This is a genomic window from Desulfitobacterium dehalogenans ATCC 51507, assembly GCF_000243155.2.
Lineage (GTDB): Bacteria > Bacillota > Desulfitobacteriia > Desulfitobacteriales > Desulfitobacteriaceae > Desulfitobacterium > Desulfitobacterium dehalogenans.
Genome location: NC_018017.1, coordinates 4032639 through 4058487 on the forward strand (window position 1 = coordinate 4032639; position 25849 = coordinate 4058487).

Annotated in this window: 19 protein-coding genes and 1 riboswitch; of the genes, 5 read left to right on the plus strand and 14 right to left on the minus strand. The window is 39.2% G+C overall.

Going from position 1 to position 25849, the window contains the following annotated elements:
* Nucleotides 1-253: 253 nt before the first annotated feature.
* From xsc to DESDE_RS19335, 4 genes are all read right to left on the minus strand, one after another.
* Complete coding sequence (gene xsc, locus DESDE_RS19320; RefSeq protein WP_014795710.1) at nucleotides 254-1999, minus strand: sulfoacetaldehyde acetyltransferase; 1746 nt, start codon at nucleotides 1997-1999, stop codon at nucleotides 254-256.
* 293 nt (nucleotides 2000-2292) lie between these two features.
* Nucleotides 2293-3045, minus strand: coding sequence for a GntR family transcriptional regulator (locus tag DESDE_RS19325; RefSeq protein ID WP_014795711.1), 753 nt, complete (start codon nucleotides 3043-3045; stop codon nucleotides 2293-2295).
* 394 nt (nucleotides 3046-3439) lie between these two features.
* Complete coding sequence (locus tag DESDE_RS19330; RefSeq protein WP_014795712.1) at nucleotides 3440-4510, minus strand: PrpR N-terminal domain-containing protein; 1071 nt, start codon at nucleotides 4508-4510, stop codon at nucleotides 3440-3442.
* Nucleotides 4511-4708: 198 nt separating this feature from the next.
* Entirely contained in the window at nucleotides 4709-5908 is a 1200-nt protein-coding gene (locus DESDE_RS19335) for an MFS transporter (protein ID WP_014795713.1), read from the minus strand.
* Between the two features lie 154 nt (nucleotides 5909-6062).
* On the opposite strand from DESDE_RS19335, the gene DESDE_RS19340 reads away from it, so the two are divergent.
* Nucleotides 6063-7478: a PQQ-dependent sugar dehydrogenase gene (locus tag DESDE_RS19340; RefSeq protein ID WP_014795714.1), complete on the plus strand. Its 1416-nt coding sequence runs from the start codon at nucleotides 6063-6065 to the stop codon at nucleotides 7476-7478.
* 133 nt (nucleotides 7479-7611) lie between these two features.
* On the opposite strand, the gene DESDE_RS19345 is transcribed toward DESDE_RS19340, so the two are convergent.
* Entirely contained in the window at nucleotides 7612-9186 is a 1575-nt protein-coding gene (locus tag DESDE_RS19345; RefSeq protein WP_014795715.1) for an FAD-dependent oxidoreductase, read from the minus strand.
* Between the two features lie 151 nt (nucleotides 9187-9337).
* On the minus strand, nucleotides 9338-10309 hold the full coding sequence (locus tag DESDE_RS19350; protein ID WP_014795716.1) for a DUF2935 domain-containing protein: 972 nt from the start codon (nucleotides 10307-10309) through the stop codon (nucleotides 9338-9340).
* Nucleotides 10310-10440: 131 nt separating this feature from the next.
* Between DESDE_RS19350 and DESDE_RS21880 the strand changes: the two genes are divergently transcribed.
* The gene (locus tag DESDE_RS21880; RefSeq protein WP_158309879.1) at nucleotides 10441-10578 is read left to right on the plus strand and encodes a hypothetical protein; all 138 of its coding nucleotides are present in this window, start codon (nucleotides 10441-10443) and stop codon (nucleotides 10576-10578) included.
* A gap of 134 nt (nucleotides 10579-10712) precedes the next feature.
* Here DESDE_RS21880 and DESDE_RS19355 read toward each other — a convergent pair whose 3' ends face one another.
* On the minus strand, nucleotides 10713-11123 hold the full coding sequence (locus tag DESDE_RS19355) for a PH domain-containing protein (RefSeq protein WP_014795717.1): 411 nt from the start codon (nucleotides 11121-11123) through the stop codon (nucleotides 10713-10715).
* A gap of 492 nt (nucleotides 11124-11615) precedes the next feature.
* Here DESDE_RS19355 and DESDE_RS19360 point away from each other — a divergent pair, with 492 nt between their 5' ends.
* From DESDE_RS19360 to DESDE_RS19370, 3 genes are all read left to right on the plus strand, one after another.
* Nucleotides 11616-11801, plus strand: a complete 186-nt coding sequence (locus DESDE_RS19360; RefSeq protein ID WP_014795719.1) for a hypothetical protein — start codon at nucleotides 11616-11618, stop codon at nucleotides 11799-11801.
* 393 nt (nucleotides 11802-12194) lie between these two features.
* Nucleotides 12195-12279, plus strand: a riboswitch (cyclic di-GMP riboswitch).
* A 154-nt stretch (nucleotides 12280-12433) separates the two neighbouring features.
* Complete coding sequence (locus DESDE_RS19365; RefSeq protein WP_014795720.1) at nucleotides 12434-14395, plus strand: methyl-accepting chemotaxis protein; 1962 nt, start codon at nucleotides 12434-12436, stop codon at nucleotides 14393-14395.
* A gap of 179 nt (nucleotides 14396-14574) precedes the next feature.
* Nucleotides 14575-15765, plus strand: a complete 1191-nt coding sequence (locus DESDE_RS19370) for an IS256 family transposase (RefSeq protein ID WP_085938409.1) — start codon at nucleotides 14575-14577, stop codon at nucleotides 15763-15765.
* Nucleotides 15766-16269: 504 nt separating this feature from the next.
* On the opposite strand, the gene DESDE_RS19375 is transcribed toward DESDE_RS19370, so the two are convergent.
* The 7 genes from DESDE_RS19375 to DESDE_RS20845 form a co-directional block, all read right to left on the minus strand.
* Nucleotides 16270-16995: a hypothetical protein gene (locus tag DESDE_RS19375; protein WP_014795721.1), complete on the minus strand. Its 726-nt coding sequence runs from the start codon at nucleotides 16993-16995 to the stop codon at nucleotides 16270-16272.
* Nucleotides 16992-17549: a hypothetical protein gene (locus tag DESDE_RS19380; protein ID WP_014795722.1), complete on the minus strand. Its 558-nt coding sequence runs from the start codon at nucleotides 17547-17549 to the stop codon at nucleotides 16992-16994. The genes DESDE_RS19375 and DESDE_RS19380 overlap by 4 nt, the downstream gene beginning before the upstream one ends.
* An 11-nt stretch (nucleotides 17550-17560) precedes the next feature.
* Complete coding sequence (locus DESDE_RS19385) at nucleotides 17561-18397, minus strand: ParA family protein (protein ID WP_014795723.1); 837 nt, start codon at nucleotides 18395-18397, stop codon at nucleotides 17561-17563.
* Nucleotides 18398-18709: 312 nt separating this feature from the next.
* A complete protein-coding gene (locus DESDE_RS19390; protein ID WP_014795724.1) occupies nucleotides 18710-20005 on the minus strand; it encodes a TniQ family protein in 1296 nt (431 codons plus the stop codon).
* A gap of 101 nt (nucleotides 20006-20106) precedes the next feature.
* Nucleotides 20107-21276 carry an AAA family ATPase gene (locus DESDE_RS19395; RefSeq protein WP_014795725.1) on the minus strand — a complete coding sequence of 390 codons (1170 nt, stop codon included), beginning with the start codon at nucleotides 21274-21276 and terminating at the stop codon, nucleotides 20107-20109.
* A gap of 35 nt (nucleotides 21277-21311) precedes the next feature.
* Nucleotides 21312-23975: a DDE-type integrase/transposase/recombinase gene (locus DESDE_RS19400; protein ID WP_014795726.1), complete on the minus strand. Its 2664-nt coding sequence runs from the start codon at nucleotides 23973-23975 to the stop codon at nucleotides 21312-21314.
* A 244-nt stretch (nucleotides 23976-24219) separates the two neighbouring features.
* Nucleotides 24220-25488, minus strand: coding sequence for a TniQ family protein (locus tag DESDE_RS20845; RefSeq protein WP_158309880.1), 1269 nt, complete (start codon nucleotides 25486-25488; stop codon nucleotides 24220-24222).
* Nucleotides 25489-25849 lie beyond the last annotated feature (361 nt).

Here is a 25849-nt window from a genome sequence, read left to right on the forward strand (position 1 = left end):
GAATTTTTTAGACTTTATGAAATTTCATAGTTTTACAAAATAAATTTTTCACTTATTAGTCATTATAGTACTCTTGTGCACTTTTTCCACATTTATTTTGGGAATTTGCTTAGTGAAGGTTCCCTCTATCGCAATCAAGCTTAATATTGGCATATGCATCACGGGGCCCATACATTAAGTCATTCAACCATTCTGTATCAGCCCCGGTGCTAACGTGATGCTCCACTCTATCTCTTATTATAAGAGTTTTTTATTAGTTTTTATCCCAATTCCGATAATCCAGTTTTTGATATTTTGGCAATAAACGCACAGGAAGCTTTAGTGCATCTTTTCTGAAAGGGGGCGCTAATTGGGTTCCATCGCAAACTATCTCTATGACGGTTGGTTTACGTGATGCTAAGGCTCTTTCTAGTGCCGGACCAACTTCTTCAGCTTTATCAACTCTAATGCCTTCTGCTCCCATTGCTATGGCAACAGGTACGAAACTTTCCGGATTTGGAATGTCTGCTCCAACAAAACGATTGTTATAGAAGTCAACTTGATTCTTCTTCTCCGCACACCAACCACCATTGCGGAAAACAATTGCTACGACCGGTAGATTTTGCTCAACAGCCGTGCTGACTTCGTGGAGACTCATTCCCCATGCTCCATCCCCTATTATGGCAACTACAGGTGCATAGCGATCAGCTAGTTGTGCACCAAGGGCTGCAGGATAAGCAAAACCAGTATTACCAAAAGTTAATGCCGCTATGTGCATTCCCTTACCTGTAAATTTCAGATAGCTATTAGCAGTGGACGATACATTACCGATATCAGTTGCAACAATAGCATTTTCAGGAAGTGCCTTTTGAACTTCGTAAAGGCCGCGACGTGGATTGATAGGATTGCCATCAACCATTGCTAAACTTACAATCTCATCCTCCCAATCCTTTTGCCGTGCCTTGATTGTAGCTAGGCGACTTTCGTTGACTTTAGGGGTAGGAATTTTTGCTTCCAGACGCTTAAGAATCTCTTTAGCTGCCTCTTTCGCATCAGCAATAATTCCTATTTCCACTGGATGAGTTCGAGCAATATGGCGAGGATTAATATCTACTTGAATGATATTCGCGTTTTCCGGGAAGTAGTTAATATCATACTGAGGTAGAGTACCAAATACTGAAAGCCGAGTTCCAAGGGCGAGAATAACATCCGCTTCGGCTAGGCTATACATTGCAGCTTTTGATCCCATGTAACCGATAGGGCCGACCCAAAGGGGATGATCGGCAGGGAAGGCATCGTTGTGTAAATAGGTACATGCCACCGGTGCTGTTAGGCGTTCAGCTATTTTAGCAACTATATCTCTGGCATTAGTGTCAACAACACCACGGCCGGAGATAATGACCGGACGTTCTGCAGAAAGGAGTAATTCCGCAGCTTTGTCCAGAGATGCCAGATCCCCACAGCCACGTTGACTGACTCTGTATTGATGGGGCTCAAGGATTTGCTCTTCGATTTCCCCGTAGAAATAGTCTCTCGGAATATCATAGAGAACAGGACCACGCTCTGCGTATGCTATACGGAATGCGGTACGTAAGCAGTCTGCAGCTCTGGAAGGATGAGGAACCTGAATTACCGCCTTGGTAATCGCTTTAAAAATCTGAACTGTATCTGCTTCCTGGAAACCGTCCCACCCTACTGTGGGTGTGCCTGCTGATGGACAAATTATAACCATTGGGGTGTGCGCAGAATTTGCGGCGGCTACAGAAGTTACCATATTTGTGATGCCAGGGCCGTTTTGGCCGATAAGAACGCCGGCTTTTCCTGTCACTCTACAAAAGGCATCTTCCATATGACCTGCAGATTGTTCATGACGTACAGATATGAATTCGATACCTGCAGTTGGAAATAGGTCTATCAGATCCATAAAAGCGGACCCGACAATACCGGAAACGTGTTGAATGCCTTCTGCTACTAATGTTTCACAAATTGCCTCGCTAGGTGTCATTTTTACTTTTGCCATTTTTTCTTTCCTCCTTGAAATAATTGAAACACTTAATCACGTCGTAACGTAATGACGTAACTACCAGTTGCTTTAATCATAGTTTACTATTATTCTTTGTTATGTGTCAATAGAGTTTTCTGATTTTTATTATTATTAACCCCACGCCTATTTCCTCACCAGATTTTCGCCATGCACACTGGGTAAAAAAAGCCTGAACACCTTGCAAATATTGGGTGTTCAAGCTTTTTACAATTTAAATTCTTCTAGAAGGAAATCCCTACGTATGATAAAGGAGCTATTTGTAGGCTATACTAACCTTCTACAGAAATCGTTTTACTACGACTATTATTACGTTTCATTTTTATTGTAACTGCATATTTATCAGCACGAAAAACCGTGTTGACAACTTCAATCAGCTTTTTCTCAGGGCTATAAGTGGAGCGTTCGGTGACAAGCACACTTGAAGATTTACTTATACCCAGTAACTTTGCATCTTCTAAACTTGGAACTTGACTGGTAATCGTCTCCTCTGCTTCACAAAGAGTAACACCCAAGGAGTTCTCTAAAATTTCATAAATATTAGCCTGATCAAGATCAAATTCTGCTAGTTTTATACCAATTTCCAGATCGAAAAACTTTCGTTCAATAGCCATGATGTTATCATTCGCATAGCGAAGGCGTTCGATAAAATAAAAAGACTCACTGTTAAACTTTCTGGCTATTGTTTCCGGTTTACTTCTTATGCCTGAAAAAAGCAATTTTGCACCAGGTTTCATTCCTGCAGCTTCTATGTTTTCGGTATAAGACTTTAAATTACCATGCCACATTTCATGAACAGGCCGTAAATTGACAAAGGTTCCTCTCCCATGTCTTTTTTCAAGAAAATCATCGCGAACTAAGGTTGAAATGGATTCACGCACTGTTGTCCGGCTTACATTAAATTCCTCCATAAACTCGCGTTCACTGGGAATTTTCCCTGTATAGTTGCCTTTTAATATTTCACTTTTTATATACTCTGTAAGCTGTGCATGTAAGGGAACAGGGCTATAGGGATCCAATTTCATAATTTCATCACCGCCAACTTAAGATGTTGTAATTCATCTTCGATATTTTTTAAATCAATTTGTCAATTACCGGGCAACTCAATTTTTTTGTAATATTCATTTATGTGTAAAATACATTACCTTCCATTACTTCTCAAGTGATTCTGTTCGATTATAGCACATATTGGAAATAGAACCTATTTATTTTCGTAAAATTGTGCGCACACTATTGTATTTTTACCGAAAAACTACAAAATGAAAACCTATGGACTAGATTGGCTGCGGGACGTCCAGCTGTTAGCGATAATAAGGGAAAGTCGCCGAATCACTTGTTTAAAGTAATTCGCGACTCTCTCCTTTTCGTGCTCCTTGCCTAATTCTTTAAATCCTTTCGCTCGATCTTCCGAGAGCTTTTTTAGGCCATGACTCTCAGCTTATCCCCTATTCCTCTAAGCACTTCTAAATTCTGAGACAAGACTTGAGTCGCTTTTGCTTGTTCCTGGGTGATCGAGCTACTGGCTTCGACATTATTCTGGACCTGAACCACCGACTCATGGAATCTTTTCAGCATCTGTTCAATATTCTTAGCCGACCTGCTACTTTCATCCGCCAGCTTACGTACCTCTTCTGCCACGACTGAGAATCCCCGACCATGTTCACCTGCGCGAGCCGCCTCAATCGCTGCATTAAGTCCCAGCAGATTGGTCTGCTGGGCAACCCGTCGCAGGACATCCAAGATTTCCGTAATTCCATTCATCTCCTGAGTGGTTGTTTGAGCAATGGCGGAGGATTCCTGACTTGATGCGGCAAGCTCTTGTGAAGATGCAGCCAGTTCCTCAACAAACGAGGCGGATTGTTCTAGACCGGAATACAGCTCCGATAACACCTGCTCAAAACGACGTGTTTTTTCATGCTCCTTTTCCCGCTCTCGTTCCTGAGCTCTGGCTATTTTCAAAGCCTCGTTTACAGACCTTCTCACCGCAAGGGGCCCCGACTCCAGCAACTCTACCATGTACCCTCGCTCTTCGGCAGTAGTGTAACCACCTTTGTCCCCTGCTATAGCGTGAACGCCGATTTTATTCAGCCGCTCCAGTATCGTTGGTATATCCCCCAGGGTGCTCCATGGTCTGATATGAATCGTTAAATCTCCTAAAGTAAAGTCTGAACTTTCCATATCCAAAAATCCTCTATGGGCTACTACACCCACTTTCGTCGCTCCTTCAGCGATGAGCCGCTGAACCGCTTCCAGCATCTCGTCGATGGTCATGGTAAGCCCAACGATTGGCTTATCGGTATTTTCGCGCAGCAAATCAACCATCAGCCCCCGGCTAATCATCACATCAACTTGAGGATTGGCTTTGATGATCTCTTTGCCTTTTTCGAAGCTTACGACTTCAATGGGAAAAGATAAATTTAAATCTTGCCTTGTTTTCTCTGCAATCTGGGCCATACCGGGGGTTAGAGCTACGAAAAAAATGGATTCCATGAAGCGAATACCTCCTAAATAATTCTTTTCCCTAATCTTTAAGATCACACCCCGTAAATGGATAATTAGATAAAAAGTATAATAAATTCTAATATTCTCTTTATTCTAGCAAAATCCTCCAGAATTATAGTCACTCCTGAGAATCTTATAAAAAATAAAAAAGTCAGCTTTTTAGCTGACTTAAGAATGCAGACCTCTTCACTGACTTTCGCTTCTCGAACTCCTGGACTTTAATCCCAACGAAAAAGCGATAATGATGATAGATACCGCTGCCAAAACCATAAACGAAATTGAGAAATTGCCACCTGTCCTGTCAAGGATTGAGCCAAGGGCAGATGGTCCTATTGTTGTGCCTAAATTCGAAGCAATCGTGAGCATCCCCATACCCATTCCTACCTCATGAGGTTTAACGGTCTCAGGTAGATGAGCAAATACGAAAACAGGTATAGGAGCAAAACCTATTCCCAACGCAACTGCCCACAAGGGCAGACCAGGGAAATGGGCGGCCATTAAAACAAAAGAAATTAAGATAATGACGCTCCCTGTGATCAGGTAGGGCTTTTTGCGGCCGGTTTTATCGAAAGCCACCCCTATGATCGGTGCCAGGAAAATCGAGGCCAGCATAATTAAGCTTGTCAAAAATCCTGCATGTTGATTCGCGAGACCGAGGGACTGATAAAATTGGGAACCAAAGGTAACATAAGCTAAAAGCTGAAAATTAGCCAAAACCCAAATAGCAGCTAGGAACCATAGACTCAAACTGCCTCTGAACTTTGGTGCCGACTGTTTGCTTACATCATCGGAATGAGTACTGCCATCATTTTTTTGTAAGGAAAGGGCAAAGATTACTAAAAGTAGAATGACTCCTAAAAAGCCCGCAACGCCGTACAATATAACTCTCCAGCCAAGGATTCGTCCCAAAGAACCAAAAAGGTTGGCTGCTAAGACAGTACCTAATGGCACGGCTGTGTTAAAAATACCCATCGCAATCCCGATATTCTTTTGATCAAAAAACATCGTGATTAAGAGAGGAGCGAGTACTACCAACACCGTCGCTCCTATCCCCGCCACTAATCTACACACTACTAAGAGTGAAAAAGACCCCGCTAAGGAAAAGGCTACTAATCCTAAGATCATAATAATCAACGCTGCGATGATCAACTTTTTCATATCAAAACGGTTGGCTAAGTAAGCTACTATAAAAGGAAGAAAAATACCGGGAATTGCATAAGCCCCCATTAGGATCCCTGCCTGGGAGTTAGAAAAAGATATGTCCTCCATGATTTGCTCAAATAGTGGTGGCAGAACTTGTAAAGATAAAGCAAAACTAATCATCATAAAAAAGGAAAGTGCTAATACCACCCATTTATATGAGCCCTGAACCTGATGATTACCCAATTTTATCCCCTCCCCTAACAAATAATATATTTATAGAATCTTACCATATAAATACAAGGAAACCAATCCCATAAGCACCGTGACTTGGGTACTAATAGAATCGTTCAAATCATATTCTTAATAAAGAAAAACAATAAGAAAGGGTTTAACTTAGTTGATAAAAGTTAGTTTAAGGCCCGTTATCAGTAAAATAAATTTACCCACTGTTCTAAAGACTGCGGTGCTTCCGGGTGACTCAATCGAAAGATTATTTGTTGCGACCCAGACAGGAGAAATCTTTTACATCGGCTATGGAGTTATAGGGACCTTTTTAGATATTCGCCAACACATCATAAAGCTAGGTGCTTCTGGTGGCGGATATGATGAACGGGGATTGATAGGTCTAGCGTTTCATCCCGAATTTTATAATAACGGACTGTTTTATCTTCATTATTCAGTATCTGGAACACAAGGTCCAGGTGCTTTTCCAGGTGCCCTTCCTGAATCGTTTAAGCCTAACCCATGTGACGCCGGAACCTTAAACCTAAAGTGGGTAAACAGAGAAATACTCTATGATCATATTGATACAATTGAAGAATGGGTTTTGCGACCGAATGGTCAACCTCAAAAAAGGCGGACATTGCTCAATTTAAGAAGACCATTTTTTAATCATAATGGTGTCAATAGCTTAAACTTTTCACCCGAAACAGGAAAACTTGTTTTAACAACCGGAGATGGTGGTTCAGGCTATGATCCATTTAATTTAAGCCAGGATAATATGGAAATCGCCGGTAAAATAATTGAGATTGATGTCATGAAGGATACATTCATTTATAATCCACCCGTTGTCACACGTTTCAATGAACTTCCTGGACCCATTCAGGAAACGCTCACAGTAATTGCCAAAGGGGTTCGCAATATTCCAGGCATTTCATATCAATGGCTCTATAACCAGTATATTAAATATGTCGGAAATGTCGGACAGGATCTGGTAGAGTCTATTTTTTCATTTGTTCAGTATAGACCCATACCGGTCACTCAGCTCGTTCATGCTTCTTTCATGAAGTCTGAACCTGATCAAGAGGGATTTATTAACTTTGGTTGGCGTGGGTGGGAAGGTGCTTTTCCTACTTCTTTTATTAAAGGCTGCTCTGCAAATCCTGCTTTGGATGAGAAAACAATGGCTTATTACAATGACGCAGTAAAAACTTCCGTACAGCGTATTCAACCTCTTACAAGTTATTTTCATAAAGATCCCCGGCCCGATAAGTTTGGAGGAACTTCACTTACAGGGGTCCAGCCCTATATGGGGAACGAAATCCCCTATTTAACGGGAAGCGTTGTGTTTACCGATTTTGCCCGGAAATCTCAATTTCCGGTTAGAGGGGTTTTAGCATATACCAAGGTAAGGACGGATTGTAAACTTAATGATTTTAGTGTTATTGAAACCGATTATAATTTTGGGTCTCAATCGGCTTTTTATGTTAGTTTGGGAACGAATTTGGATCAAACCAGACTCTATTTAGGGGTTTATAGTTCTATGAGAGTGACTGATCCTAAGCAAGGTACTGTCTTTGAAATCATCCCATGATCAAAACCTCATTTCATTGTCCATTAGGCTTGCCATAGTTCCACTGTGTAAAAAAATAAATCCAATACCGAATAGTGCGTGATCGGCATTGGATTTATTTATTGTTGAAGATTCTCAATAGCTTCTAAACATCTTAATAATCTTCTTTAACAAGTTTCTCAATGGTATTTACTTCATTGTGTCTATCCAATGGTTTATGTGCGGGACCTTCTATTACATCGCCTTCATAAGTAAATCTTGAGCCGTGACAAGGGCAATCCCATGATGTCTCAGCGGAATTCCAGTTTAATTCACATCCCATGTGGGTGCACGTTGTGTTTACAACGTGCAGTGTACCTTGTCCATCTCGATAAGCTCCAGCTCTTTGACCATCGGCTTTAATAATTTTTCCCTCATTCAATTGAATATCTACACTCTCCGGAAGAGGAGAAAGTTTACCCTCTATGAGCTTATCCGCTACATTAAAATTTTCAACAACAAAATTCTTGACGGAGGCCCCTATAGTTCCTCTTGATGGATTATAAACATCCTGCCAAGGACTTTCTCCGTGTACAATCAAGTCTCTTAATATCATTGAAGAGGCCATACTGTTCGTCATTCCCCATTTACCATACCCAGTTGCAATATATAATCGGGGAGTATTTGACGTGAAATGCCCCACGTAAGGTAAGCCATCCAATGTCATACAGTCCTGTGTAGACCATCTATAGAGAATATCTTCGACGGGAAAGGTTTGCTCTGCGAAATCCACTAGTGCTTCATAATGTTTAATTGTATCCTCTCCTTGTCCGGTTTTATGATGTTCCCCTGTAACAAATACTAATTCCCCTTGATCTGAAGTTTGGCTGCGGAGTGACCGACCAGGTTCCTCTGCTGTAATATACATACCACCTGGATAGTTCTCCTTCATTTTGATGGCAACGGCATAGGCCCGATCCGTATATAGTCTCGTGAAGTACATTCCATGTTTATTATAGAATGGGTAATGAGAAGCTATAATAACCCTTTGTGCTGTTACTTTTGTTCCCCTGTCGGTCATTAAAACATAATCACCATGATCTCCGTTGTCTTCAATGTCTACAACCCTGGTTTGTTCAACTATCTGAACTCCGTTATGGGTGATTTTATCGGCAAGAGCCAACAAGAATTTGCGAGGATGAAATTGTGCCTGATCATCAAAACGTACAGCAGCCTTTATATCAAATGGTAATGGTATTTTATCAAGATATGTAGCTTTAATGCCAAGGGAAGAGGCGACATTCGCTTCATTGACAATATCCTCACTATATTTATCTTCAAGAGTGTATACATAGGCGGATTGTGGGACAAGATCGCATTCAATATTATATTCTTTTGCTATCGACTGATACATCTTTATGGCGGTTTGGTTGGCATCTGCATATTGCCTGGCAAATTCCTCGCTTATTTGTTTTTGTACCTTTTGATAGATCAATTCATGTTGTGAGGTTATTTTTGCAGTGGTATGCCCAGTGGTACCTTGTAAAATGTGATCCGCCTCAAGTACTACTGTTTTTACTCCCTCTTTACTCAGCCAATAGGCGCATAATATACCAGTAATACCGCCTCCGACAATTGCCACGTCAACCTTCATATCCTTATCCAAGGTGGAATAATCAGTATTGGCTGTTGAGGCCATCCAATAGGGTTGAGGTGGTTTTGTAAAATACTCTTTTGTCCTTTCGCTCATGATGATCCCTCCATATAGCCTTGTCATAGTCTTAAAGTTTATTTTGCACTCTCTTACAGTGAAATATCCGTATAAACTAAAGAGTAGATAATTATTAAGGGGTAAGGCCCTGTGCCTAACCCCTATTTTTTTGCTATACAATTTTTTTATTTTAAGTATAAGAAGCCCACCCTTTTCCGCCCTTAAACTCCGGTACTCCTCTGTTTATTATGCGAAGGTAATAATTTGCTTCCCGCAAAAGATGGTCCGTAAGCAAAGCGGTCATAGCCCCCTTAAGTTGGCACGCAAGCAGCATCTCTGTACTTGCCGCTTTGAAATCACGGATGGCAACTGTAGCACGCCGACTTTCACTCGTCATTTGTCCCAGGTTGATTGGTGGTTTTGCATCATCGGGAAATTTGCTAACCAATTGGTGAAAGTACAGGGCGAAATCATTTGCTTTTTTGATCATTGCCTGTTCGGAAAAATCCAGGAGTTGCCTCATCGCTTCAGCATGTACCATCATATTGTAGTTCCAAAACTTTTCTGCTTCGGCCACACTGGAATAAGGATCGAGCACTTGACGATTCTGTAACCGTCGTAAAAGTGTAATATAGTTGAGGGTTTCACGGCGTTGATGGGCATAAATGGACGGTAACTTGGTGGTATATAACCGACAATGGATAACATCCTGATACACTTTCTCCATAAATTCAGCAACAGAACTGGCACAGGTCAAAATTTGTTCGTTTAAAGCGGAAATATTGGCAACGCGTTCGGGACTTAATACTGGCGTGGACAAGGGCCCTGGAGTTAAATTCGACTCTTCAACAGTGATCGGTATTCCAATCCTAATCCCGGTTAACTCTACTGTTTTTTGTTCAGCCAACAATGTCTTACCTGTCAACAATTCCCCGGATAATAACACCTCAGGACTGATAACTCCATTGGACAAACGAATTGTTTGATGTAAAAAGCCTTCAAACAGACATTTAAATTCTTCGGCCTGTTGGATATAAGCAACATCTTTGCACATTAAATTGGCTTGCATGAAGATAAAGTGCTCTTTTATAATCCTTGTCCAAAAAAGATTGAGTTCAAGTGACTCTCGAATATAGTATTCAGCCATCGATACAGTACTCATAGGCACACCCCTTCTAAAGTGTATACAGCTAATGACACTTATCTGTCAAAGCATATTCGCAAATTCAGCAAAAATGCTATCTTTTCCCTTGTATAGCCGTAGGAGGTCTTGCAACCAATATTGTACCGGAGATGGTAGAAATTCATGGGGAAGCCAGAAGCCACAATCTGTCCGAGCTCCAAGCAATATCAATTGCCCAGGCTGCCATGCGTAAACTTGGCTGGGAACCTGTAGTAACGTCATCAGGCGGTGGAAGTGATGCAAACTAAAACTGGAGGTCATCGTTTTTGTTTATGTTATATTTTTGAGGGTAATGCCACAGTAAGTTTCTCATGTCTCAACTTCTCCAAAAAGTTATTTATAAGGTCCTATCACAATATTCGCAAAAAATAGTTTTACCTACTTACTTAATATTTGTAGCCCCACATCCGGGACAATTTACAGTGATTTGCTCTGGTAATGGTGCCTGTTGCAACACTGAATCATCTTGTACGGGCTGATTTAGCAATTCATCAATAATACGCTTAACTTCCTGTAGCACATCCAACGGTATTTTCTCCACTGTTGCAGAATCGTTAGATGCCACGATCTGTAGTGTGCCGCCGTGAAAAAGCGTGAACTTTTTGTTTACTGAACCGATTGCCGATAGAGGGATTTCCTTTTTGGTGCTGTTAAAGCCTTTTATCTTTTGGACGATGATTCTTTTATCCGTTACATAAACTTGCTCAGTCGGATCCGGAAAAGAGGCCCCAACTGCCAATAGTTTTTCCCCTTTTAAAAGTGATCTTTCTATTAAGTCAATTTGCTCCTGCATTGCTTTCTTTCTTCCCCAACCAGCATTTTTAATAGTAGCTTCAATAGTGTCATGTATACCATACCTTCTCCCCTTCTAACCTTAATAAAAACAGAGACTATTAGCCTATAATAAAATTAGAAACTATAAAATATACCGATTATAATTTAATAATATTTGACAAAAAGGAAGGTATTCCTTTAATTTCATCAGTGGCCGTTAACGCAATTCTCCTTTGCGTTTGCCTCTTTAGGCTTATATAACCTACATCTGCACAACTGCATCACCGCCTTGCGCAAATTCCCATATTGTGGCAAGTCTTATAGACAAAGCATAAACTGTAGTATCTTCGAGTAAAGGAGGAATTCAAATGGCACTTGGTTTTGACGGAGTTGAACGTCGTGAAGAGAGATTCGAAGGTATTGCAATCGTAGTTGTAATCATTCTTTTGCTTATCGCAATGGGAATCGTGTTCTAGTCTAAGTGCAAAATTTTAAGGAAGGAGGAATATTAATGGGCGGGTTTAGTCATTTTCCTCATATTTCACCGGTCGGTGCTCCACCACACATTGGACCAATTGTAACCAGCCGTCCCACTGTCTTCCCTGTCCCCCCAGTTACAGGTGTTGGCGTTGGCGTTGGCGTAGGAATTATCTTTATCGCAATTCTTATCCTGATTGCTCTTGGTGTAATTTTCTAAAACAATCAAAGGAAGGCCAGGCGAATTACCCTGGCCTTTTTGTTGTCATAAGCGGCTAGTTAATATTTTACCTAGCCACTTTAAATGGAAAAGAAGGAACAGTAATACGTTTAGGATTAAGGTAGACAGCATGGATAAATAAGCAAAAGGACTTCCTCTTTTCCGCCAATGAAGAGGAAAAGAAAAAAGTCCTTCAAGAGTATGTTGATCGAATTATTAAACCATCTAAGGATATTAACAGTTTTGACGTAGAGATAACCTACAGGGTTTATTTGAGAAGATAGATTTATTTACGAATTACCTTTCAAATTGTAATAATTTATAGTAGAATTGATTAGGTAATACCACATACCACATACCACATACCATTATACTTAGATATACTTCCTTATATTGCGACAAAGGCAAACTTAGCGAAAGCTGAGGACGCAAAGCTATGGGCCTTCCAGATCATGCTGATGGTTGCCAAGCTGCCGAAGTCTTCTTTTACTGTCGCTAAATGAATGCGGCTTTTTTTATTGTTTTTTCAGTCCTAATTTAGAATAAGTCTTCGGTAATATGGTCAAGACCATAAAGTAAATGGTCAAGCTCTTCTAGTAGGAACAAATTTTATTATGTGAGGAGGAACTATTTTGAAACTCAAGGCACGCTTATTCTCAATGCTCTTAGCTACTAGCTTAATTCCACTGTTAATCTTTTCTGCCGTATCCATACCCTCTTTTATCTCAAGCTCCCAACAGAGTTCCTATCAGCTAAGCCAGGACAAAATAGCAATTGCCAAAGCTGAAATAAACGGGATGTTGGATAAAAATTTCAATACCTTACATATGGTTGCCAATCAACCGGCCATTCGCAATTTCGATTTACCTAATGCGAAAAATATTCTGCTGGATGCCGTTAAAGTCAATCCCGAACTTATTATTGCTCTCGACGATACCGAAGGACAACAAGTCGTTAAAAGTAATGATGATGCCTTAACCAAAATCAATGAGCGAGATTTTTTTAAGCAAGCCATGAACGGTACAGAAGAGTATGTATCCGATATTCTCGTCGCAAAGGCTACCGGTGAATTGATTGTCGTGATCTCTACACCTGTTCGTGATATGAATAATAACATTGTCGGGGTTCTTCAAGCGAACATTCAACTCGCTCAGCTCAGTGACTTTGTCACAGAGCTTTCAGAAGGTGGTTCAAGCATCTATGTGATTTCCAGACAAGGGACCGTATTGGCCCATCCCCTTATCGAATATGTTCAAAACCAAGAAGATTTTAGCTCTTTAGAATTTGTGCAAACAGGTTTTACCGGACAGGATATGACTATACAAACGACCAATATTCAAGGTGAAGAGGTTATTGCCAGCCATACTTTGAACGAACTGACGGGCTGGTTAATCGCTGTGGAAACCCCTGTTTCGGTGGCGATGGCTTCCGCTAATAGACTCCTGTATACCTCAATCGGCTTGCTCTTAGCTGTGAGCATTGTTGTCGGCTTATTGGGCCTTATCTTTTCAAAACGATTTACCGAGCCACTCGTCCAGTTATCCTCCGTTATCGAAACAATTGCGAGCGGAGATTTGACAGACTTTGAAATTAAAATTAAGTCAAAAGATGAAATCGGCCAACTTTATGATAGTCTTAAGACAATGACTCAAAACTTAAGGGGACTTGTAGTCAACATTCAAGAGGTTGCCTCGACGCTAGCATCTCATTCCTTGCAATTATCGTCAACAACTGAGGAAACCACTCAGAGCTTAACCCAAGTCGTTACAACTATAAACGAAATGGCTCAAGGCAATAGCAATCAGGCTTTAATGATTCAAGGTTCAACAGATGCGATTAATACGGTTAATAATATCGTCAGCGAAGCTACGCAAAAAACAGATGTTGGTACAGTCAAGGCCAAAGAATCATTAGAGCTTGCTAAAGCCGGTCAAGAGGCTCTTGAACGCCAAAGTCAAAAAATAGAAGAAAACAACAAGTATTCGAATGCTGTTGGTCAATCGATCCTTCAACTGGCCACAATGGCCGATGAGATTCGCAACATGATCAGTGCAATCAACAGTATCGCCGAACAAACCAATCTGCTTGCATTAAATGCTTCGATTGAAGCAGCCCGTGCTGGTGATGCAGGACGAGGATTTGCCGTCGTAGCCGAAGAAATTCGCAAACTCGCTGAACAATCCGGCAGTTCCACCAAGAAAATTGAAGATATTGTCAATGGCATTAATGGTAAGGTGACGGAAGCCGTTAATAATATGAATCAGGCTAAAGAAAGCGTTGTTGTTATGGAATCTTCGGCAGAAGATACTAAAGAAAGCTTTGCGAAGATTTTTGCTTCAATTACTGAGCTTGCGCAAAACTCCTATGAAATTTCCATAGCCTTAGAGGAAATCAATAATCAGACGAAAGAAGTTGCTGACCAAGCCACGAATATTTCCGCAGTGGTTGAACAAGCCTCGGCTGGTATGCAGGAAATCTCAGCTTCTTCAGAAGAACAATTAGCTTCAATCGAAACGATTGCTCATTCCTCCGGGCAATTAGAAAATGTGGCTCACGAACTCCTCACTCAAGTTGCGAAGCTTAAAATTGAATAATCTTTGCATTGTGGTCGTTATAGAAAACAGAGCCTAATAACAAAAAAGCCTTGAGCGCACAGAATTTATGTGCCTCAGAGACTGACTAAACACCTGTGTAAATGGCAATAATCTCCACATACAACAAAAGTGGAGGTTATGAAATGAAACAATCGAAAAACATTCTTACTGACAAGGAAATGGAACTGATCAGCCTACTGATGCAAGACTGCCAAAGCACAGGGGATATTCAGTCGAAACTAAAAAGACTGTTCGCCGGAACCATCGAGCAGATGCTGGAAGCCGAGATGGAAGACCATCTGGGCTATGAAAAAAACAGCATTGAGGGAAACAACTCTGGCAACAGTCGCAACGGCTATAACCGTAAGACGATCATCAGCGATTACGGCGAAAGTGAAATTGCCGTACCTCGCGACCGAAACGGCGAATTTGAGCCGAGAATTCTGGAAAAACGGCAAACCCGAACCGATGAAATTGAACAGAAAATCCTGGCTATGTATTCCAAGGGAATGAGTCAGCGCGATATTGAAGATAATCTGCGGGAGATTTACGGAGCAGAGATCCCCCAGACACTGATTTCCAAAATCACCGATAAAATTCTTCCCGAAGTCAACGAGTGGCAAAACCAGCCACTGGAGTCGCTCTACCCCATTATTTACTTTGATGGGATCGTATTCAAAAGCCGCAAGGACAGCCAAATCATCAACAAATGCGTCTACTCGGTGCTGGGCATCGATATGAACGGACAGAAAGATATTCTGGGCATCTGGATCAGCGAAAACGAGAGTGCAAGTTTTTACGCCTCGATTTGCTCCGACCTTAAAAAGCGTGGCGTACAGGATATTTTCATCGCCTGTCATGACAACTTGAAAGGACTTGGTGAAGCTATCAACGCGGTGTTTCCCAAGACGAAACAACAATTATGCATCGTCCATCAGATACGGAATTCAACAAAATTCGTACAGTACAAGGACAGAAAGAGCATCTGCGCTGACCTGAAGAAAATCTACGGTGCGGTCAACCTTGATGATGCGGAGTATGCCAAGGAGGAATTCAGGGAAAAATGGGATAGAAAATATCCATCGATCCTGAGGTCATGGGATGCCAATTGGGCAGACCTCACCACATTTTTCAGCTATCCCGAACAAATTCGGCATTTGATTTATACGACCAACGCCGTGGAGGGGTATCATAGAATGGTGAGGAAATTTACGAAGACCAAATCCATTTTCCCTACGGATGATTCCATCCGGAAAGTGGTCTTTCTTTCGACGAAGGAAATCACGAAAAAATGGACGCAGCCTTCAAGAGACTGGCCCATGGCGTACAGCCAGATGATGATCTTCTTTGCAGACAGGATTACAGCGTAAGGTGTTGAGGGCTCTGCCCTCAAACTCCCGAGGTTTATCCGCTTAGAGCTTACCGATGAACAAAAAACGGCGGAAGACACTCCACCGTTCATCGTATAAGCCGCGATAGGCGTTGGGTCGCTCCTCAGCGTTGCCCGATTTATACCGCAACCATAGTATTGTCAATCGTCTGGATGATTATTCCATTTACACTGAAATAGATTCACACCCGTGCCTCAAGGCTTTTGTTCTCATTATGTGGCAACACTCATTTACTTTCCATATGAAGAAGCATATGTTTTCCTTAAATGTCGCTTTATGTTCATTTCCGTTTGAGCAAAAATGCCATTGCAGAAGCATATATTTTCGTTTAAGCACATAAATGAACCATAAATTTTCCTACATCCTTTCCTAGATATACATTGTAAATCATGTAGGAATCGGTTGTACTCTTTCCCCCTTATTTATTCATTACTTGACCAGGAGTTGTTAACAAATCCCTTTATCAACTAAATGAATCACAACTTAGGCTACTCTGAGCTCTTGTAAAATTTCTTGACGTTCAGCCGTGGAAAACGCTTCAAGTGTTGCATCGAAGTAAGCCTTTTCAACATTTTGTATCCAGAATGAGTCCACGCAGAAAAAAATCGAGACAATCAGCTTTACAATCAATTTTATAACGTCTAATACTTGTTTGAAATCTTTCTCTTCATACAAAAGGACTGAGGAAATGTCAGAAACTAAACTTATTTCTTTTAAAACTCTAAAATCGCAATGCACATACCGACATAAGTATGACCAAAGACCCTCAACGATAGACCTTGAGCTAAAACTTATATTGGACAAACCAGGGAAATTGTAGAAAAACTCTCTATAGTCCAAGCTTGAAAGACTATGTTTACCTTCATTGTGTAATCTGTTTTCTACTGGATGGTATTCATAATATAAAAATTTAAATGAGGATTCAAGAGCTCCACGCAAAGAAGATATACCTGCATTTGTTAAACCTAAAATTAATGCAGATTCCGCCTCAACTAAATTTGAAATAATCATATCAAAATATTCCGATTCAAAAATATTACCATTATAATGTTTCATTATATATATAGGGAATAGAACTTCATGTAATCTTCTTGCCTTTTGATTTAACTCACCTTCTATTATATTTTCTTTGGTAGGAATACTGGAATATAACTCATTTATAAATGCGTTTTTTTCTTCTATTAACTTCTGTGAATGTAAAGCTCTCATATTTTTTTACCTTCCTTCGAGAGAACCTTATGCCATTCCTTATAGTTCGAAGGAATATTAATAAAAATGTATTTTGCTATTTTATAGAAGACTTTGTTTTGTTCTTCTATATCCATTTCAGCAATTGCTTTGAAGTACCAATCAACTATTCTATCTCTACCGGTACTTCTCGTGTTATGCCTCTTCCCAGTCATATTGATTAAAAAATTATCTAATTCTTTTACCGTAGGAAAAAGTTCAGGGGAAACCAGCAAAATTTTTAAGAGCCAATCAATATCTGAAGCAGAATCTTTTTCACATGATCTATTTAAAACAGTATTTCTTAAGCGATTCATTATGTAGTCAAAACGAAATTCTTCAAATGGCATATGTTTTTTCTTGCTTTTTGTTTTTGATTTTTCTACAATTAATAATTTCATTTCTTCTGATTCTAAAATCTCCTTAATTTCTGGTAAATCAATTAAATCTTTATAATCTTCCAGAGTTAAGTCGTTTAAGTTCTTATACAACTTTTCAAGATTATGAACGAAGTTTATCTTGTCTTGTATATCCATTTTCATTTCTCCTAAAGCTTACTTATGAATTCATTTCCAAAGTTCCTAAAATTATCTTTAAAAGTTGTCTGTGCATTAGTTTCAAAAATCGACTTATTTTCAAATAGACCTCTAGAATATAATTCATTATGCCTTATCTCTTGACTAAAGATATTCGAGTGTTCCCTAAACAACTCTGCCTTTACGCTTTGTACATAACGAACACTATCATCAACCATAGAAAAAATAATTCCTAACACTCTAACCTGATCTTCATTAGTATTCGCACGATTATGAATGTCAATTTTATTCTGTAGCAAGGGGATACCGCGAGCTGAAAATGGGTCCGGTTTTACCGGAATTAAAATGTAGTCACTAGCCTTAAGGCAATTATTGGTTAAAACTGAATAGGTTGGACTACAATCAATTAAAATATAATTATATCTATTCTTCTTATCTTTTAATATTAGTTTTAGCCTATCTTCAATATTGTTCCCTCCTGTTCTCTCAAGGACTGAGGAGAGCTCAAGTTCGGAAGGGATTAAGTCAATAAATCCTCCTCCTGAGAAGTTTTTTACTCTAACAACCATATCTTCAAGAGTAATTAGCTTTTGATTCTTCTGAGATACTGGGCCAACAATATGTTCAATTTGAGTAAAAATATCAGAAATAACTTTTCTATTCCTACGGTGGTTTTGATATGCGTCATATGTTAAAAAACCACTCGATAGATTCGCTTGTGGATCAAAATCAATAGCAAGTACTTTCGCATTGTGTTCGTTAGCAAGGAAATATGCAAGGTTAAAAGTTATAGTAGTTTTACCAACTCCACCCTTCATATTTAAAATAGAAACGGTATTGGTTGACATTTAATCACTCCCCCATTGAATTATAACCCAATATTCGCCAAAATTTTGGTAAATCCTCTAATTAATTGGGATACTTATACAATATCAAGGGTGTGCGGTAGCTAACTTAGATACCCTAACTAAGAACTATAAATTAGTAAATCTTTAAGACCATGCTTAGAAAACTGCTTATTATGTTACAAGTAGTAAGGAATACAATATTCTGAGCTAGCTTCAGTGCTTCTTACGCAACCAAAGTAAAAAGCCTTGAAATAATGAACACTTGTTGTTAGGAGAATTTTGAACATTGATTAGTTCCGGCCGGCCTATCTATCAAAATCCTAAAAACTGCATCGTACTCTTATAAGCATCAACATTTTCCTTTCGTGCAAATAAATATCCTACTCCCAGTGCTTCAATGACACCACGTGTCGTTGGAACTTTACCTTCAGAATGAATTTGTATGACTGTCTCCCTAATCTTCTCCTGAATTTCTATCTTTTTTATTCTTTTTTTATCTTTGCGTTTCTTTGTAATATCCTTAACCTTTTCAGGAAAATTTCTGCGAAGAGTGTCGGGACTTACAGATAATTGCTTTGCTATTTGCCTAATCGAAGGCGGAAAATCATCCTTTAACGCAAGGTCTAATTTCTGTACAAATAAATTATGATCAACTATTGTTTTGTTGAGTGAAAATCTCTTTACGGATTTGCGTAAAGAGATTTCTAAGCATGGATTAAGAAATGGCTTTTCTAAAAGGATTTCACGAAGGGTTGTATTAGTACAGTAGCTTAAATTTAATAAATGCTTAAGGCTTGGGCGTTTATTAGTTCTTATCCACTCACGAAGTGAAACTTTTGGAATATCCGAAGCCTGAGAGATATCCTTAATTGTATAGGTTTTTTTCAAAACTTCTAAAAAACCTCTTATTGATTGGGAGAGATCAGTTCGTGACAGTTCAGTTAAATCTGTCAATAATTCAGCAATATTGTCATAAGCCCACTCATGCCATGTCGTATTTGTCATATATTTTACTCCTTGGTAATTTTCTGTATTCCCTAGCCAACAACCGCATTTTGAGCAGAATCCAGGGATGGACTTTGCAGCAAGTAAATATATCTCATGTCCACAGCTTGGACAATTTCTCTGTAGCGGGAAGTTATGTATTTTGCAGAATTCAATATCCGAGAAGTTCCATATTAGAGGTTCATAGATAATTCCCGTTTCGGCCTTCCATTTATCTAAACAAAAGGGACACCAAGAACGTTTATTTTTAAAAACGTTTTGTTTGCCTAATGATTCGCTAATATTAAATATTAGCTGATCTAAATTTTTGTTACCAGTTAGTTCCTCTAAAACTCCGATTAACCTGTTTGAAAGCTGGGAAGAGGAATTATAACTTTCCTGTCTATCATAAAAATTCCATAAGCCCTTTGGATTTAGTAAATACTTCACTCCTAGCCTGGGAACAATCTCGTATTTAACTAAATTACCAACTGTAATATGATGAGCCATTGCGAGCCTCATAATATAACTCGGCAAACTTTCGCTTAGTGGACTATTTAACCCAACTGGTTTTAGTGAATATAACCTGAGTTTGTGTCTATTGTCATAATTGTCTTTATGCATATCTTTTCCCTCAATATTTCTCTTTCAAAACTATATCTTTTAATCCTCGCGTTCTTATACTTTTTCTCTTTAACTCACTTGTTCTTGGTTTAATAGCTAATTTAACCTAAACCAACTTGATCTCTCCCTGGTTTACGAGTCCCAGGCAAAGCTTTTGATGACTTTACTGTTTCCTTATGATTCGTCTCCGTTTTTTGGGCTTTTCCTCTATCAAGACAAAGGGCTTTATCAAGATCACCCTCTGATTGAATCTTTTTCATCTTCACTTCTCCCTTAATAATGCTATTTAGTATTCCTTCAGATCGATGCCCCGAGATTCGTGTTTCATCCAAGTGTTTTCTGGTTAAAGTAGGTGCATTCTCTAGTAACGCAAAATCATATGCACTGTTTAGCCATTCCTTTAGGGTACCCACACATCCAAGAGTATATTTATAAAAATACATGAAGTCCTGATCTACTAAATTCTCAGGTGATTTTACCAAGGGCATCTGCCGTAATATCCGTTTAATCGTTTTTCCATATGCCTCCACTTGAACCTTACTATCCGGCCTATAACGTGGAAATTCGATTAAACGTGCTCTTCGATTAATTTGGTCCATCGATGAGTCGATTAGATCTTCTAAGATTGTTAATAACTCGTATGTTCCGACCAGAACAATGGGGGTTGCACATTTGTTTACCAGAGATTTTATACTGTCTACTTCCCAAGTAACTTTCTTTCCACTTGCTACTTTCAACATATGATGAGCTTCATTTATAATCAATGCGGATGTCTCCCTGTATTTTAGAACATCCCGAAGCACATCTCTATAATCTGCTTTCTTGGTTTTTGATAAAATGATACGTTGTCCAGCCGAATTCATAACGACTTCATCGTAATATGAAATTTTATGATCTACCAAGGGTTCATTTAGTTCCTTAATCGCTTCTTTCCACAACCTGGGAAAATCAAAACTTCCTTGTTCTGGTGCCGAAGCTTCAACATTTGCAACTGGTATACAACCTTTATTAGTTTGTAACTTCGGCATAGCTACCTCATAAATTCTCACGGTAACGAGCCTAACAAGCTCTTTTTTCCCCACTCCAGTAGGTCCGCATATGAAGACAATCCCTTCAGACCCAATACTTCTGATCCAAAAAAGAGATTGATCAACCGCTTGCTTAAGAAATATATGAGAAATTTTAAGACTTCTAAAGTACTGTCTCCTCTCCTCTATCGCCTTATTTAGCAAATGTTTCGGAAACCAATCACTACCACTTTCATTTGTCATCTACTACAGGCCTCATCTCTTACCAATGGATTCATCTAATAGCCTTCGCTATCAGTATCTAAATCAAAGCTAATTTCATCAAAACTAAATTCTTGGATATCTGGTACTAATGTCTCATTATCTTTATCATCTCTATTTCCGCCATCAATAACTGTAAACTGGGGCGCCATCTCTAAATCGCGTAGACGTTGTTTTAACAAATCTTCAGTGACCTCAGCCTTCATAATAAATTCGCCAAGTTCTTTTGCCGATATTTTGGATCTACCAGCATTTAAACCTTTCTGTTTAACCAATTCTTCCGTAGCAATTTTAATCTCCACTTCACTTCTACTCTTGAATACTGAGTAATGCTGAGAGTAGCATTTCGTCCATCTTCCCCTTACATAGGCATAAACAATCCCTGCATCCCACGGATCATAACGCACTGGCACATTAGTCCCTGCCACATCCTTTTTTGCAAATTCATCACAATAATAATAAAGATATCTAACTTTAACTCCCCTCTGTGGATCTATTTTTGCCGTTCCACCCTTAGTAGTAGGAAGTGTCATAATTTTGAAATCCTCGTCATATGGAATGAATCTGAATGGTCTTTTACCCGCTATTGCTATTCCTCTTTCGAATGCCTCTCTTGGCGATTCTCCAAGAGCTGAGTGCTCGGAGTTATCATAAAACTCATTAAAATAATCCGTACATAGGTCGTATAGGACAGGAAGTGTCCAAACAGCATGACTTTTAGGATTAATGGACTTTGTAACCTGACGAACATTTTTCATGATTTTGGTATTGCCTTGTAGGTTGTGAAACAATTGAGTGTTAGAAGTGCCAAACAATCTTTCACAAACTGAACCAGAACGCGCTCTATGAGGCGGCCTTATTTTATGGGTTATATTATAACGAGCCAATAAAGATTGAAAGTATACGCTTTTAAAATCACGTCCATTGTCCGTTACAATTATTTGCGGCAGGCGATTAAACCGTCTAACACATTCTCTTAAGAGCATCATGTCTGATCGGTACGATGGGGAGTCAAAGGTAATATAAAAAGCTAGTATGCGCCTTGTAAAAGCGTCTACCATCAATGATAACCAGAACTTGCCCATGCTTTTATTAGTAATGGAATGAATAGTCTCCAAATCTACTTCTGTATGATCTATATGTACTATTTCAAAAGGCCGTTCTCCATGCCGAGGAGTGGTCAAATCAAATTCCCAGTAGAAATCCTCATGTTGATAAGCCATTCTACTGCCTTGAGTACCATACATGCGCTCTTCTACTGGCCTTTCTTTAATAATTTTCCCAAAAGTCTTTTTACTAGGAAGAATATATCCTCTTTGATTGCAATACTCCTGAAGCTTACCATAAATAACTTTTAATTTTTGATTAACAGGGTTTTCATTGTTTTTTATGAAACTAGTGATCTCTTCATAAATATCTGCTGAAATCCGAGGAGTTCTGTTGCCGCGTTTTTTTATACGTGGAATGAGGCCAATAAACCCTGCACCAAATTCCCGTTCAGCATGAAGAAAATCGTTATACCAGTTGCGAATGGTTCTTGTTGTAACTCCTAAACCATTAAGTTCTTGTATCTTAGCTCTACCTTCTATAAGCGATAAAATTACTTCATACCTTGAAGTAGCTACTTTTAGCTCTTCCTCACGTGATTCTTCGAGTATAGAGTTCACTAAAGCGCCTCTAACTTCAATCATTTCAACGCCTTTTATTCGTTCTTCACAAACGAGTTTAAAGAATATTTCCCGTGGCACTTCTATGATATTACCGGCCGATATTAACGAGATATTCTCTTCTCCCAAGTTAACAATAGACCATAAGCTTCCGTCCCAAGTCACTTGAGCACCTGGGACTACTTCAAATGAGTGATCTTTTAATATTGACTCGCTTTGATTCGATAACATTATTTTATGAGCTAAGGCAATTTGTTCATCGCAAAATACATGAACACGTTGAGGTTCAGTTATAAGTTCATTTTCAATATCAAAATAAAGGCCGCCCCGAGCAATAAGGTAATAAATATCATCTACCTGGAACTCATTATTTTTAAGAAGATCAAGCAAACAAATTACAGGTTTACATTTTACAGCCTCAAGAATGGACTCGGACGACTTCAATGAGACCTCCGCCTTTGAATCCAATAAAAAGTCCTCTAAAAAGTTCAGGTTGCGTTGAAGTATCCAGTTTATTTCCGCTGATGATTTAAGCCAATACTTAAGTCCATAGTTCTGAGCAAACTCTTCACCCGGTGGGCAATGCCATTTCCCATCGATTAGAACATACCTATTAGGTGATTCAACTGTAAGTTTAAGCAATTCCTCTTCAGTTTTCCATTCTTCCCACCCCGCCTCTTCTTTTTTAATCACAAAATAGTCCGGAGTGTGATAAACACCTACTACCTTATCGTTTCGTGAGTTGTAAGACAACTTAATTGCAGGTGGCTGATCGTAATACTCTTGCACATTACTATCATGTTCTTTTAGATAAATTCCTGCAAGTTCATTACGGTGACTTTCAAATTGAATCGAAACCCCCATTTTTTTACTTGGGTATGCGCCAACAACATTTTTTCTTCCACCACCTACTCTCCGTGCAGGTTCACTCTTACGAATCCGGTTAATGAGCTCTGAAGCAGCATCCGTAAGCTCTAATTCTTTACACCAAATTTGAAAACTAAGTTCATCCATTATCTACTGAACCCCCTTGCCTTAATTCTCTTGCACAAAAACTATAAATAGTGATTATATAATGCAAAAAACCAGCTGAGATTTTTACTCAACTGGTTTTTTCCAAATATATCTTTTGGCAGAGTCAATGTACATCTTCATATCAGAAGCCCCTTTAAAGGATTTAATTATAACGAGTATATAATATATCTATTCTTCATTAATGTCAAAAAGAAATCAATTATTCCTATTCTTCAGTTCATTTTTAATAATGAAATTCAAAAAGGGTTTCTTTCCATGTTTTTTGTAACATTTTTTCCCTTAGTGATATTGCTGAAGGTAATATACTTTCGACTTTTCGTCTGCTAGGGTATATTCCCTGATCTAAAAGACTAATAGTTGCCTCCCTGACCAGCTTACAGGAGGCATCAATCCTAATTTTCCGCATTTTTTGTATCCATAGTCTATGTTCGTGAGCTATTGCCTTACAAACATCAGGAAAATGATTATAAAGAACCCTTTGATCAAAGCCTAGACGCCTAGCTACTTCTCTCATGGAAAGAGATTTATTATTTAAGTAGCCTAATAGCATATTCAGTATATGTTGACTCTCAAAATGTCTCCTTGTCGCTCTTATTTGTCCTTTATCGCTACTTATTATCCTAGAGCTGTATTTAACCCCTTCATATTTTCCACTCACTAGATCAACTAAACGAAGATCTGAGCTATAACAAATCTTCAAAAGAGATTCTAGGCTAGGCCTATGTTTACCATCAAGCCAAGCTCTTACCGTAGTTTCAGGGATACCCATCTCTTTAGAGAATGCTCTCTTGCTCCCAAAACAATTTACCATATCCTTGATTGCAGCAGTTATGTGAGCATTAGATAGTTCTACAATTATTCTTGACGATGTCGCGAGTAATTCCTGGACGTTCTGAATTACAAACAACTGCCACTTTAGATGTTCACCGGATGTTATCTCCTTATGTAGCTCTAGTCTTCCTAGCCATGCTCCACATCTTGAACAATATCCAATTCGCCGCTTTCGGCTGAGTATTTGAATCGTTTTCAAGCAATTTGGACATTCTGTCTCCAGTTGAGTTTGATGTATCATGCAATTAGTTACAACTTTGAAGTTCCACAAAAGAGGTTCATAAACTTCTTTATTACCTTCTTTCCATTCTTCCAAACATGCCGGACACCAGGCAAGATGACTTCTCAACAGTCCTCTATCTGGTAGCCATTCATTGAATCTAATTAAAGTAAGCTCCTCTAATCTTTTACGCCCTGTGAGCACAACCAATGCTTGTGCCCAATTCTTAGCCAAGCTTCCTAATCCATTTATCTCATATGCCACTTCATAGAATCGGCTGCCTCCTTCTTTTTCACTCTTTATCAGGTATGCTTTGTTTAAAACAACTGCTACTTTTCTACCGACTAATTTCCCGGCAGTGAGTGAATGGGCTTCAGCTAACCTTAGAGAATAACTACTTAAGCTCTCAACAGATCCTTTTCCCAGGTCAATTGGTTCCAAGTTGTAGAGAGTCGTCTGGTTAATGGGTATCACCTCAAAACATAGAACATGATACCCATTATATAGACATTTATTTAGGATATTATACTTAAATTGCTTTTTTCTGGTCATCCAGCAACCGTAATAATCAGATATTGCTTTTTTGTTAGTATAAATGAATAGCTAAGGTATAAACGGTAAAGATTAAAGAAAATATCTCAATTGGGAGGATGATGTTTTGAATGCCCGCAGGCAGTTGGTGGATTATAGCCGGTATCTTGACATATGTCTATTCACAATTACCCCTAGAACAGTTCTTTAGGTAAAACACTCCAGAGAAGCCAAGAAATACACCATTCAATCACTTGGTACGGATTGTTCA